This window comes from Kribbella sp. NBC_00889, from assembly GCF_045207705.1.
Taxonomy (GTDB): Bacteria; Actinomycetota; Actinomycetes; order Propionibacteriales; family Kribbellaceae; genus Kribbella.
Genome location: NZ_CP108783.1, coordinates 8633993 through 8646956 on the forward strand (window position 1 = coordinate 8633993; position 12964 = coordinate 8646956).

The following is a 12964-nucleotide window of genomic DNA, read 5'->3' on the forward strand; positions in this document are numbered from 1 at the left end:
ACCACCCTACGTGGACGGCGCTCCGGTCGACTCGCGGACGATCAGCTCGGGCCGGAACAGCAGCGACTGACCTTGGGTCGGTCCGGAAGCGTCCAGCCGGGCCCGGAGCTGGCTGAACGCGGCCGCCGCCATCTCGCGCATCGGCTGCCGGACCGTGGTCAGCGTCGGTGCGTACAGGTCGGCGAGCACGATGTCGTCGAAGCCCACGACCGAGACGTCCTTGCCGGGCTCGAGTCCGCCGTCGCGCAGTCCGCGGCAGACGCCGAGCGCACACATGTCGTTGATGGCGACGATCGCCGTCGGCGGCTCGTCGAGCGCAACCAGCTCCGCGGCGGCCGCGCGACCCAGCTCCGAGGCCTCGACATCGCCGAAGTCGTCGGCGCCGCTCCCGGTCGGCGCCCGCAGGGCAGCCTTCGGATCGAGCCCGGCCTGCTCCAGCCCGGCGACGAAGCCGCGGTACCGCTCCTTGCGGTTCACGCTCGCCAGCGCACCCGAGACGAACGCCAGTCGGGTATGTCCGAGCTCCGTGAGGTGCTGGGTGGCGAGTTGGCTGCCGATCGCGTTGTCGACGCTGATGCTCACCAGCGACGCCGGATCGCCGGCCTGCGACGTACGGTCGAACGCCACCAGTTGGAGACCGCGCTCGACGAGCGGCATCACGTGCTCGAGCGAGGGCAGCGAGGAGCAGAGCACGACACCGTGTACGCCGTCCGCCCACAGTTCGTCGACGTAGTCGCGCTCACGGCGGGGATCGCGCTCGGAGTTGCACAGCAGCACGTGGTAGCCCTCGGCCAGGGCGGCCGACTCCAGATACCGGGCGAGTGCGCCCCAGAACGGGTTGCCGACCGACGGGACGACGAGCCCGATCGTGGTGTTGCGGCCGGTGCGTAGCTGCCGGGCGGCCCGGTTCGGCCGGTAGCCGAGTTTGTCGATCGCCGTCTCGATCCGCTGCCGCGTCTCCGGCAGCATCCGGTGGTTCCGCCCGTTCAGCAGGTTCGACACCGTGCTCGGCGAGACACCTGCCTCGGTCGCGACCTGCTGGATCGTCACCTCACCCATGGCCACCCGCGCATTCTTTCTCACCGTTTCGCCCCGAACCTGCGGTCTCGCAGTGCAACGATGCATCAGTGGAGGCCGAAAGTCCAGCACGAGACGATTCGGCGTCGACCTCTTGACGATCACGAAGAACGCTTCCTAGCATGCGGTGCATCGTTGCACCAGTCCGCATCAGCAGCGCCGCTCCGACTGGTAGATCGTTGCACCACTCCTCTTCCGCAGCACCACGAAAGGCGCGCCATGGAGTACACCCGCAGATCAGTCCTGACGGCCCTCGGCCTCGGCGCGTTCGCCGCCGCCACCGGGTGTTCCGCCTCGCCGTCCGGTGACGGTCAGGCGGCCGCCGACGGTCCCGCCGAGGGCGAGATCACGCTGCTCACCCCGATCTTCGAGGGCAGCACCGGCAAGCAGTTGCTGGAGGGCAAACTGCTGCCCGCGTTCAAGCAGAAGAACCCGAACGTCACCGTCAAGGTCGACTACACGACGTACGCCGCGCTGAACGAGAAGCTGACCACCGGCCTGGCCGGCGGTCTGATGCCGGACGTGGTGATGCTCGGCGTCGGCTGGATCCCGCCGTTCGCGCACAAGAAGGTGCTCGCGCCGCTGCCCGACTCGCTGGCGACCCGCTTCGACTACGAGGACCGCGTGCTCGAGCCCTCCCGGTACGACGGCAAGCTCTACGCACTGCCACTCGTGCTGGACACCCGGATCGTCACCTACCGCAAGGACATGTTCGCCGAGGCCGGCATCAAGCAGCCGCCGAAGGACTGGGCCGAACTGCGGGCGATGGCCAAGGAACTGGCCCGCACCGACGGCTCCGGCAAGCTGACCAGGGTCGGGTTCGATCCGTTCTCGATCGACCTGCGGCAGTGCTGGGAGACCTTCCTGTTCGCCAACGACGGCAACCTGTTCGACGAGTCCGGCCAGCAGGTGCGGTTCAACGACGAGCGCGGCGTCGAGGCTTTGCAGCTGTTCCTCGACGTGATCAAGGACAAGTCGGGCGACTACTCGTTCAAGTCCGCGGCCGGTCAGCCGAGCACGCTGGCGCAGGGCCGGTCCGCGATGATGATGGCGAACAACTCGCTGTGGGTGCAGCTGAAGGAGCAGAATCCCGCGTTGCTCGCGGAGGACAAGGTCGGCGCGTTCATCCTGGCCAACAAGGTGCCGGCGATGTTGCAGGGCGGGACCCTGGTGGCCCGCTCGGCCTCGACCAAGCACGCGGCGGCCGCCCAGGCGCTGGTGGAGTTCATGGGTACGCCGGAGACGATCCTGCCGACCGCGGCGCAGCGCGGTTCGGTGCCCGGCGTGCAGGACCTGCGGACCTCCGACTACGTGAAGAACAACGGGTTCGTGAAGCTTGCCCTGGACAACATGAACAAGGCCCGCTCCGAGGGCGGAACGGCGGCCTGGATGGAGATCCGGGAGAAGATCAAGACCACGCTGGAGACCGCTGTGGTGGGTCAGCGGACCGCGCAGCAGGCGATCGACGAGCTGGCGAACCTGAGTAAGCAAGCGATCTCCCGCCTGTGACCGAGACCTTCAGCGGAAAGGCTCCGCCATGGCTGTGATCTCCCCACCGGCCCGGGTGCGCGACGCCGCACCCGGCCCGGCCACCACCCCGCCACCCGGCCGCTTGCTGCGCAGTCGACGACGTGCCGGCCTGCTGATGGTCGCGCCCGCGTTGCTGCACGCACTGATCTGGATCGGCATCCCGCTGGTCGCGGCGGTCGTCCTGAGCTTCACGTCGTACGACGTGCTGACGCCGCCGCGGTTCGCGGGACTGGACAACTTCCGCGATCTGCTCGGCGACGACGTGTTCCGGCGGGCGGTGCTGAACACCAGTGTCTACACGTTCTTCACCGTCCCGGTGGCGATGGCGATCGCGCTGCTGATCGCGCTGATGCTGAACGCCAAGCTGGCCGGGCGGGCGATCTTCCGGACCGCGATCTTCATCCCGCAGGTGACCGCGACGATCGCGGTCGCGCTGGTCTGGCTGTGGATCTACGATCCGCGCAGTGGCCTGGCCAACGCGATCCTGTCGTTCCTCGGCCTGGACGGCCCCAACTGGTTGTCCTCGACCAGTTGGGCGATGCCGGCGGTGATCGTGGTCGGCATCTGGCAGGGCATCGGGCTGAAGATGCTGATCTACCTGGCCGCGCTGCAGAGCCTGCCGACCGAGCTGTACGAGGCGGCGGCGGTGGACGGTGCCTCGAAGGCACGGCAGTTCTTCAGCCTGACCCTGCCGTTGCTGAAGCCGGCGACCTTCTTCGTCTTCGTCACCTCGGTGATCGGCGCGTTCCAGTCGTTCGACCAGGTGTACATCCTGACCGACGGCGGACCGGCCAACAGCACCACGATGATGACGTACGAGATCTACAAGTCCGCGTTCCGGGAGTTCCGGATGGGTTATGCCTGCGCGCAGAGCCTGGTGCTGTTCGCGCTGCTGCTCGTCCTGACCCTGGTCAACCGGCGGATCACCGGAGGCGACCGTGCCAGCCGTTGACGCAGTACGCCGGGTCCGGGCCGGCCGGATCGCGCTCTACCTGACGTTGTCCGCGATCTCCCTGGTGATGATCGTGCCGTTCGTCTGGATGCTGCTCACGTCGGTGAAGACGCCGGCCGACATCGGCGCGGTGCCACCCCGGCTGTTCCCGACGAAGTGGGCCTTCGGCAACTACGCCGACGCGCTGCGGGCGGCGCCGTTCGCGACGTACGCCCGCAACAGCTTCGTGATCGCGGCCAGTCACACCGTTCTGAACGTGGTGATCGCGTCGATGGCCGGGTACGCGCTGGCGCGGCTGCGGTTCCGCGGCAGCGGACTGATCTTCCTCGGGTTCGTCGGTGCGCTGATGATCCCGACGTACACCAAGATCCTGCCGGAGTTCCTGATCGTGCGGTTCATGCCGTTGTTCGGCGGCAACGACATCACCGGCCAGGGTGGCACCGGCTGGCTGGACACCTGGTGGGCGCTCATCATCCCGGGCGCGGTCAGTCCGTTCTCGGTGTTCCTGTTCCGGCAGTTCTACCTGGACCTGCCGGTCGAGCTCGAGGAGGCCGCGCGGCTGGACGGCCTCGGTGAGCTGGGCATCTACGCCCGGATCATGACGCCGCTGGTGAAACCCGCGTTCATCACCGTCGCGCTGCTCACCTTCGAGGGCTCGTGGAACAACTTCCTCTGGCCACTGCTGGTGACCAAGAGCGACAGCCTGCGGGTGATCCAGGTCGGCCTGTCGGTGTTCCGGACCGAGAACGACACCCAGTGGGCGTTCCTGATGGCCGGTACGACGCTGGCCACCGTGCCGATGGTGGTGCTGTTCCTGATCGGGCAGCGCTACTTCGTCCAAGGGTTCGCGACCGCGGGCATCAAATGACACACAGCGAAGGAGACCAACGTATGACCGAGGAACTGCAAGGCACGCGAGCGATGGTGACCGGGGCCGGGCACGGCATCGGCCGGGGGATCGCGCTCGGTCTGGCGGCAGCCGGGGCGGACGTCGTGGTCCACTACGGCAGGTCCGCCGACGCAGCCGCGCAGACCGTCGCCGACATCGAGGCACTCGGCCGGAAGGCGATCGCGGTCGGTGCCGACGTCACCAGTACGGCTGAGGTCGACCGGTTGCTGGACGAGACGGCCGGGTTCCTCGGTGGGCTGGACGTCCTGGTCTGCAACGCCGGCCATCTGATCGGCCGGGTCAAGGTCGAGGAGATGTCGGACGAGCACTTCCAGCAGGTCGTCGATGTGAACCTCGGCGCCACCTTCCGCACCACCCGCGCCGCGATCCCGCAGCTCGCCCAGTCGGCCAACCCGCGGATCATCACGATGGCTTCGCTCGCCGCGCACAACGGCGGCGGTCCTGGCTCGGTGGTCTACGCGGCCGCCAAGGCGGGGATCCGCGGGTTCACCAAGGGGCTGGCCAAGGAGCTCGGTCCGCAGGGCATCACCGTCAACGCGGTCGCGCCCGGCTACATCGCGGAGACCGCGTTCCACCAGACGTTCTCCACCGCCGAAGCCCAGGCGAACATGGTGGCCGGTACGCCGATCGGCCGCGCCGGTCAGGTCGAGGACGTCGCTAATGCGGTCCGCTTCCTCGCGCTGCCGTCGTCGGGCTACTTGACCGGGATCACCATCGACATCGACGGTGGCACATGGCCTCGATGACCGGACACCCGCCGGCCGAACGCGGCGGCTGGTGGCACCAGTACGTCTGTCCCGCGCACGGCGTCGAACTCGAGCACGAAGGGTTCGAAACCGGTGTGTTTCCGGCCGGAGGCGTGCCGTGCGCGTACGGCTGCCGCGTCGACACGGAGACAGTGCGTGGTGCCTGGCGTGTCCTCGCGCACCACTGGTGGGCCCGGCGGATCCGGCTGCTCTCGTACGACGGCGCCGGCGCCGAGTTGCTCACGTCGTACGCGCGGCTCTACCTGAAGCTGACCGAGTCCGGTGAGCATGAGCAGGCACAGGGGTGGATGCAGCGCGGACGGCTGTTCCACCAGGCGCTGACCGACGCGGTCTGGGGTGTGCCGATCGCGCATGCGATCCGCAACCTGGCCGGTCGGGCCGAGCTGGCAGAGACGTTGCCGATGCTCGACGACATGGTCGACGGCGCGCGGCGGGCCCGCGACGCGATGGTTGCCCAGGACAAGTTCTCCTCGAACTACACCGCCTGGTTCAACGCCCTCGGCGTCACCGCGGGTCAGGCTGCCGCGGCCGTGCGCGGAGAGTCGTGGGACGGGGAGAAGGAGTGGCTGTCCGGTGAGCACGGTCAGTTCGCGCATCTTGAGGTGGCGACCGGCGAGGACGGCTTCGAGTGGGAAGCCAGCACGTACTACCACGGCTTCGTCCTCCGGGCTTACCTGCTGAGCCTCCGTGGCGCCGACCCCGCACAGGTCCCTGATCGGCTCGAGGCGATGATCGGCGCGCTCGCCGGGATCGCGACTGACGGCGGCATCCTGCCGGCCCTGCACGACGGCCCGTACCGCCGGGTGCCGCTGGCTCTGGAATGGCTGGAGATCGTTGCCCTGGCACGCCAGTTCGCCACGAACCACGGTCTCGACGCCGTGGCCGCCCAGGCTCGTTCGGAGGTGGGCCCGGAGTACGACGGCCTCGAGGACAGGTTCGACGGATGGTTCGCGGGACCACCTCGCTCAGGCACAGTGCGGCCACGGCCGATGGTCGAGGTGTCCAACTCGTACGCCGTGCTCCGCGCCGGCGGCATCCACGCGATCCTCGACCATGGTCCGCACGGCGGCTCGCATGGGCACCACGACAAGCTGGCGCTCTACCTGTACGGCGCGACGACGCCGTGGCAGCCAGATCCCGGCCAGGTGCCGTACGGACACGCGGAATGGCGGCGCCACTACAAGTCCGCGGCCGCCCACCCGACGATCCGGATCGACGGCCTCGACCCGGACGAGGCGACCGGTGCGATCACGTACGACGAGACATCGGTGACCGCGGAGATCGCCGGTTGGTACGACGGCGTCCGGGCAACGCGGCACCTGATTGCCGGCGATGGCTACCTCGTCGACGTGGTCCGGGTGACAGTGGACCGGGAGCGGGAGATCGTCCTGCAGTTCCGGCCGGACGTCGAGCTGAGCGTGGAGGTCACGCCGAGCGAGGTGCGCACGATCTGGACAGGCGACGAGACGTTGTACGGCTACCACGTCGGCCAGGCCGTGCCGCTGGTTCGCCCAGGGCCAGGCCCGGCCGACGACCCACAGCGGACTCGGACTGGCCTGGATTGGACCGCCGTCGGAACAACGGCGACCTTCTGTTCCGTCTACTCGACCACGGTGGCTGCCGTCGAGGTGACCGACGACGCAGTCACCGTCAACGGGCACATGCACCGGATCGGAGATCGCTGATGCTGATCGAACACCGCCTCGACGAACTGCGTGACGGTCTCGACGGCCGGCATGCCGCTCGCTGGCGCCGGCTGCGCGAGCAGTGCGACTGGTATCGCACCCAGACCCCGCCGACCGAGCATCCGTCAGCGAGCATCACGTACCTCGGACCGGCGGCAGCCAACCTGGCCCTCGCCTACCGGATGACCGGCAACCCCGGCTACCGCGACGAGGCCGCGCGCTGGATCTCCGCGGCGATCGGGCTCCCGCACTGGGGCAAGGCGCACATGCCCGACCACGACCTGGACGCCGGCTGGCTGCTGCACGGGTTGTCGCTCGCGTCGACCTGGCTCGGCGACGACTTCGCGCTCGCGGACGAGTTGCGGGCGAAGCTGGAACTGCAGGGTTCGCGGCTGTACGAGTTCGCCGTCGAGTCCGAGGGCTCCTGGTGGAGTTCGTCGTACTGGCAGAATCACAACTGGATCTGCTACACGGGCCTGGCCGCCGCCGGCTACGCGCTCGGCAAGACCGAGTGGACCGAGCGCGCGAAAACGAACTTCGCCACGGTGATCGATCTGCTGCCTGCCGACGGCTCCGACATGGAAGGTGTCGTCTACTGGCGGTACGGCGTGCCGTGGCTGGCGACGTACCTGGATCTGCTGCAGGACCAGGAGGGTCTGGACTGGTGGGATCGCTGCCGGTTCCTGGCGAACACGTTCTCCTATCGCCTGCAGCAGTGCGCGCCGGGGTTCGAGGAGAACATCGATCACGGCGACTGCCACGACCGGCGCAGCGGGCACAGCGTCTCGCTGTACTACAAGCTCGCCTCCGCCTACCGGATCGGCGAGGCACAGTGGCTTGGCGACCTGGTCGCCGATCGCTTCTTCTGGCGTGAGGCATACGCGAGCGGGGTGAAGCCCGGCGTGATGCCGGAGGCCTACCTGGAGTTGCTCTGGTACGACGAATCGGTGCGACCGGTGTCGCCGGTGGAGAGCGCCCCGTTGTCGGCGTACTTCCCGGACCTCGGTCTGGTCACGGCGCGGACCGGATGGGACGACGACGCGACGATGGTGTCGTTCAAGGCCGCTCCCGGCGGCGGGCACCAGGCGTGGGAGACCTCGCATCGGCTGGACATCGAACGCGGATGGGACACCCTCAGTGCCGGGCACCACCACCCGGATGCCGGGTCGTTCGTGCTGACCTCGCGCGGTGCGTTCCTCGCTGTGGACGAGGGCTACAGCAACCGGAAGCGGGCCGGTGACCACAACCTGATTCTGGTCGATGGGCAAGGTTTCGCGGACGAGGACCGGTATCACGTCTACAAGGGGGCGCCGTACGAGCGGCAGGCCCGGATGGTCGACGTACTCGCGGCCGATGGCGTGGCTCACGCAACGGCCCAGATCGCGGCGATGTATCCGGCCGAGCTGGAGATCACCCGGCTCGACCGCACTCTGGTGTTCACCCCCGCCGGTCGTCTCGTCCTGCTGGATCGGTGCGCGGCCCAGTCGCCGCGTGATTGGACGTTCCTGCTGCACGCGGACTGGCCGATCGAGTACGGCGAGGACATCGTGCTGCGATCGGGATCCGCACAAGCGTGGGTTCGCCTGCACACCCCGCTGACCGTCGAGCCGGCCGTCACCGAGGTCGAGGCGAACCCGACGTCGAGTACGCCGAGTCTGCGGCTGACCCGGACGATGCACACCCTGCGCGCCACCGCGGAGCGTCGTACCACCGCGACGATGCTGACCACCATCGAGCCGACCTCGGCGTTGCGGCCGGCGCCGGCCTCCGCGCGCCGCCTCGATCTCGTCCGCGGATTCGGGATCGCGTTCGACGGGGAAACCGTTCTGTTGGCGGACGACGACGGGGTGATCGAGGGCGAAGGGTTCTCGGAGAAGGCCAAGGCCGTGATCGAGTCCGCCCGCGGGAGGATCACGCTATGACCAGGCGGGCGCTGGACTGGCTGGGATGGCTGGCGAGTCCGGTGCTGGCCGGTGCGGCGTTCTCACTCCTCTGCCTGGGGGTGGTGACCTGGTTGCCGGCCCTAGCGGCGGTCGGGTTCGCGCTCAACCGGTGGCGGACCGACGGCGACACCCGCTGCTTCACGGGCGTGTTCACCGGATGGCGCCGGTACTGGCGTCCGCTGCTGCCGCACTCGGTCCTGATGACCGTCGCGGCGGTGATTGCCGTCAGCAACTTGTCGTTCCTGTCCGGTCGCTCGGGACCGGTCGTCGTTGCCTTGTTCATGATCCACGTCGGCCTGGTCGCGGCCGCGATCACCTACCACCTCGCACTCGCGGTGGCCGCAGGTCGTGACCCTTCCGGCCCGCCCGCCGACTGGCGTCGTACCGCCTTCCGGCTCGCGTTCACTTCCGTCCCGCGCGGCACGGCCCTGCTCGGCGCTGCCATTGCCGCACCGGTTTTCTCGCTCGTCGTCCCGGCGGGCCCACTGCTTCTCGGCACCACGATTCCGGTTCTGATCGGCTTGCTCGTCGCCGACCACGCATAGTCCCCAACCGCCCCTAGGAGGACCATCATGTTCAGAGCTGTCCCGATCCTGCTGCTCGGCGCCGACTTCGACCCCACCGCCGCCTGCTGATGGCTCGCCCCTCCCGCCGATCAGTCCTCAGTGGGGCGCTCGGTGGCGCGGTTCTCGGCGGTACGACACTCGGCGGTCTCGCGACCGGTCGAGCCGACGCCGCCCCGCGCCACCGTTGGGTCACCACCTGGGCCACAGCCCACACCGCCCCCACCCCGACCGATCAAGACGCGACCCAAGGCTTCACCGACGCCACGATCCGCACCACGCTGCACCTTGCCGCCGGCGGCCGAGTCCGCCTGCGCTTCTCGAACGCCTTCGGAACCGCCCCGACGCTGGTTGGCCCGGTGACCGCCAACTCGAAGGCAGTGCTGTTCGGTGGCGAGCAGCAAATGGTGCTGGCCACAGGAGCCACGGTCATCAGCGACCCGGTAGGGCTGGTCGTGCCCGACGGTGGCGATCTCGTCGTGAGCCTGCATCTGCCGGGCCCGACCGGCCCGGTGAGCTTCCACCGGAACGTGCACGCCACCGGAGTCATCGCGGATTCCGGGGGTGAGCGGGCGACGAAATCCGTGTTCCTGCTCAGCGGTGTCGACGTCCTGACCGAGGGCAGGCGAACACTCGCCGTTCTCGGAGACTCGATCACCGAAGGTGTCGGGACGCCGGACGACGCGAACCTGCGATGGCCCGATGAGTACGCGGCGCGGTTCCGGCGGCGCCCGGCGGTGGCCAACCTCGGCATCAGTGGCAACCGCCTGCTGCTCGACGACGCGCGGTTCGGGCCGAGCGGTCAGTCGCGGTTCGACCGGGACGTACTCGCACTGCCGGGACTTCAAGCAGTGCTGGTGTTTCTCGGCATCAACGACATCCAGCAGCCACCGAGTCAGACCGACCCGGCCCGGCTGCTCGAAGGCTACGAACAGCTCGCCCGGCGCGCCCGCGACCACGACCTCGAGGTGCTCGGGGCAACGATCGGCCCGTTCAAGGGGTGGATCCGCTACACCGACGAGCTCGACCACGTCCGCAACCAGGTGAACGACACGCTGCGGTCCTCCCGCGTCTTCGACCGGCTCGTCGACGTCGACGCCGTACTGCGGGATCCGTCCGACCCGGCACAGCTACGGCCCGCCTTCAACAGCGGCGACGGACTGCATCCGAACGCCGCCGGGGCGAAGGCGATCGCTCTGACCCTCTGAGAGGACTTCCATGCCCGATCTCACCCTGCGCCGACGCACCGTGCTCGGCGGAATGCTCGGCTCGGCCGCAGTCCTGGCCGCCCCGTCCACCACCATGGCCTGGGCGGACGAGTCGACCGGCGAGCTCCGCCTCCGCTGGCAGACCCTGCTCACCGGCGGTCCGTCGGTCGACCCGTCCGACTCCGACCTCGCCGTCGCGATCGCGCGCATCGACCGGCTGGCCCAGTCCGCCCTGACGACCCTCGACCGCTCGGCGAACCGGACCACGCTCTGGCAGGACCTCGCGAGCACGACACTGTCCAACCACGTCGCCTCGAACTTCCGCCGGATCAAGCAGCTCGCGGTGGCCTGGGCCACCAACGGCTCGGCGTACGCAGGCAATGCGAGCGTGGCCAGCGACATCCTCGGCGCCCTCGAGTGGATGCACACGAACCGGTACAGCCCGGCACTCCCGCGCTACGACAACGACTACGACTGGGAGATCGGCGGTGCCTCGGCCTTCGCGGACACCCTCGTCCTGCTGTACGACGTGATCCCCGCCGAGGTGCGGACGACATACACGACGGCGATCAACCACTACACGCCGGATCCGAACCTCTGGAGGGCGGACCGGCAGATCGCGACCGGCGCGAACCGGGTGTGGATCGCGACGGTCGTCGCCGTCCGCGCGGTCCTCGACGGCGACACGGCCGCGTTGGTGCGGGTCCGCGACGCGATCAGCGATGTCGAGGGCGACGGCTCGAACAGCGTGCTGGCGTTCAACGACGCACCGGGCCGGACCGACAACGGCACCGGTGAGGGTTTCTACAGCGACGGCTCGTTCCTCCAGCACTACAAGCACCCCTACAACGGCGGCTACGGCAAGGAACTGCTCGGCACACTGTCGTCACTGCTCTACCTGCTCGGCGGTACGCAGTGGACCGTGACCGATCCGGAGCTCGACAACCTCTACGGCTGGATCGACGACGCCTTCGACCCGTTGATGGTGCGCGGTGACCTGATGGGTTCGGTCTGCGGTCGCGAGATCGCCCGGCCCAGCAAGCAGAACCACGCGCCGACCCAGACGATCATCGAAGGCACGCTCCGGCTCATCCCCGCGGCACCGCCAGATCGCGCGACCAAGCTGACCGCGCTGGTCAAGCAGTGGATCACCGAGGACACCTTCCGGGACTTTCTCACCGTGACCGACCCGGCCTCGCTGGTGGCGGCCCGGGCCGTTCTCGCGTCGACCACGCCGGCGCGCGGGCCTCTCGTCGTACACAAGCAGTACCCGCGGATGGACAAGGTTGCGCACCACCGGCCCGCGTTCACCGTCGGGCTGAGCGCGTATTCGTCCCGGATCTACAACTACGAGTCGATCCAGAACGAGAACCTGCACGGCTGGCACCTGTCCGACGGCATGGTGCTGGTCTTCGACGACGACCTCGGCCACTACTCGGGCGACTACTGGCCGACGGTCGATCCGTACCGGTTGCCGGGAACAACGGTCGACACCCGCCGACTCGCGGACTCCTACGGCTTCCGCAGTACCAGTGACGCCGACTGGGTCGGAGGTACGGCGGTCCCCGGGCGGACGATCGGTGCCTACGGCATGGATCTGCGCGGCTACGGGACGAACCTCGGGGCCCTGAAGAGCTGGTTCCTGATCGACGACGTGATGGTCTGTCTCGGCTCGGACATCACCGGCGAAGGGACGGTCGAGACGATCGTCGAGAACCGCAAGCTACGTCAGGGCGACGAGACCTTCACCGCGGCATCCGGCTGGTGTCATCTGGCCGGCACCGGTGGATATGTCTTCCCCGACCGGACACCCATCCGCGCGCTGAGAGAGAACCGGACCGCGACCTGGCGCGAGATCAATCTCAAGTACGGCACCGACGACCCGATCACCCGCTCGTACCAGACCGTCTGGATCGACCACGGCACCGCACCCGTTGCCCAGGGCTACTACTACGTGCAGTTGCCCACGGCCACCCTGGGAGCCACGAAGACCTTCGCCTGCAAGCTCCCGGTACGCCGGTTGCGCGCCGACTCCATCGCGCACGCAGTACGGCTGCAAGGCGTCCTCGCCGCGAACTTCTGGACCGGGGGAACCGTGGCCGAGCTGACTGCGGACGGCGCGGCCTCGGTGGTCATGGCGGCCGGGAAGGTAGCGATCTCGGATCCGACCCAGACCCGTTCCTCGGTCACCGTAGACCTCACCAAGCCCGGCCTGCGCCTGGTGTCGGCCGACGAAGGCGTTCAGGTGACCCGCCAGGGAACCGGCTGGCGCGTGGTCGTCGACACCACGAACCGCCACGGCGCGACCGCGACCGCCACCTTTCACTGA

At 68.7% G+C, this 12964-nt stretch carries 10 protein-coding genes; 9 read left to right on the forward strand and 1 reads right to left on the reverse strand.

The window, feature by feature from the left end; translation table 11 throughout:
• Positions 1-6: 6 nt before the first annotated feature.
• Complete coding sequence (locus OG817_RS42595) at positions 7-1083, reverse strand: LacI family DNA-binding transcriptional regulator (protein WP_406050729.1); 1077 nt, start codon at positions 1081-1083, stop codon at positions 7-9.
• A gap of 213 nt (positions 1084-1296) precedes the next feature.
• Between OG817_RS42595 and OG817_RS42600 the strand changes: the two genes are divergently transcribed.
• The 9 genes from OG817_RS42600 to OG817_RS42640 all read left to right on the forward strand — a co-directional run bounded on the left by OG817_RS42600 (position 1297) and on the right by OG817_RS42640 (position 12964).
• The gene (locus OG817_RS42600) at positions 1297-2586 is read left to right on the forward strand and encodes an ABC transporter substrate-binding protein (protein WP_396392398.1); all 1290 of its coding nucleotides are present in this window, start codon (positions 1297-1299) and stop codon (positions 2584-2586) included.
• A 28-nt stretch (positions 2587-2614) separates the two neighbouring features.
• A complete protein-coding gene (locus tag OG817_RS42605; protein WP_396392397.1) occupies positions 2615-3559 on the forward strand; it encodes a carbohydrate ABC transporter permease in 945 nt (314 codons plus the stop codon).
• Positions 3546-4427 (forward strand): carbohydrate ABC transporter permease, encoded by an 882-nt coding sequence (locus OG817_RS42610; RefSeq protein ID WP_360456514.1) that lies wholly within the window; start codon positions 3546-3548, stop codon positions 4425-4427. The genes OG817_RS42605 and OG817_RS42610 overlap by 14 nt, the downstream gene beginning before the upstream one ends.
• A 23-nt stretch (positions 4428-4450) precedes the next feature.
• Positions 4451-5215: an SDR family NAD(P)-dependent oxidoreductase gene (locus tag OG817_RS42615; RefSeq protein ID WP_406050732.1), complete on the forward strand. Its 765-nt coding sequence runs from the start codon at positions 4451-4453 to the stop codon at positions 5213-5215.
• Positions 5203-6921, forward strand: coding sequence for a heparinase II/III family protein (locus OG817_RS42620; protein ID WP_406050733.1), 1719 nt, complete (start codon positions 5203-5205; stop codon positions 6919-6921). The genes OG817_RS42615 and OG817_RS42620 overlap by 13 nt, the downstream gene beginning before the upstream one ends.
• Complete coding sequence (locus OG817_RS42625) at positions 6921-8843, forward strand: hypothetical protein (RefSeq protein WP_406050734.1); 1923 nt, start codon at positions 6921-6923, stop codon at positions 8841-8843. The genes OG817_RS42620 and OG817_RS42625 overlap by 1 nt, the downstream gene beginning before the upstream one ends.
• On the forward strand, positions 8840-9409 hold the full coding sequence (locus OG817_RS42630) for a DUF624 domain-containing protein (RefSeq protein ID WP_406050736.1): 570 nt from the start codon (positions 8840-8842) through the stop codon (positions 9407-9409). Before OG817_RS42625 ends, OG817_RS42630 begins: the two co-directional genes overlap by 4 nt.
• Positions 9410-9498: 89 nt before the next feature.
• Positions 9499-10635 carry a GDSL-type esterase/lipase family protein gene (locus OG817_RS42635; protein ID WP_406050737.1) on the forward strand — a complete coding sequence of 379 codons (1137 nt, stop codon included), beginning with the start codon at positions 9499-9501 and terminating at the stop codon, positions 10633-10635.
• 10 nt (positions 10636-10645) lie between these two features.
• Positions 10646-12964, forward strand: coding sequence for a polysaccharide lyase 8 family protein (locus OG817_RS42640; protein WP_406050739.1), 2319 nt, complete (start codon positions 10646-10648; stop codon positions 12962-12964).

Coding starts and splice junctions, on each gene's coding strand:
- OG817_RS42635 (WP_406050737.1), top strand. CDS start 9,499: ATGGCTCGCCCCTCCCGCCGATCAGTCCTCAGTGGGGCGCTCGGTGGC.
- OG817_RS42605 (WP_396392397.1), top strand. CDS start 2,615: ATGGCTGTGATCTCCCCACCGGCCCGGGTGCGCGACGCCGCACCCGGC.
- OG817_RS42630 (WP_406050736.1), top strand. CDS start 8,840: ATGACCAGGCGGGCGCTGGACTGGCTGGGATGGCTGGCGAGTCCGGTG.
- OG817_RS42625 (WP_406050734.1), top strand. CDS start 6,921: ATGCTGATCGAACACCGCCTCGACGAACTGCGTGACGGTCTCGACGGC.
- OG817_RS42640 (WP_406050739.1), top strand. CDS start 10,646: ATGCCCGATCTCACCCTGCGCCGACGCACCGTGCTCGGCGGAATGCTC.
- OG817_RS42615 (WP_406050732.1), top strand. CDS start 4,451: ATGACCGAGGAACTGCAAGGCACGCGAGCGATGGTGACCGGGGCCGGG.
- OG817_RS42620 (WP_406050733.1), top strand. CDS start 5,203: ATGGCCTCGATGACCGGACACCCGCCGGCCGAACGCGGCGGCTGGTGG.
- OG817_RS42600 (WP_396392398.1), top strand. CDS start 1,297: ATGGAGTACACCCGCAGATCAGTCCTGACGGCCCTCGGCCTCGGCGCG.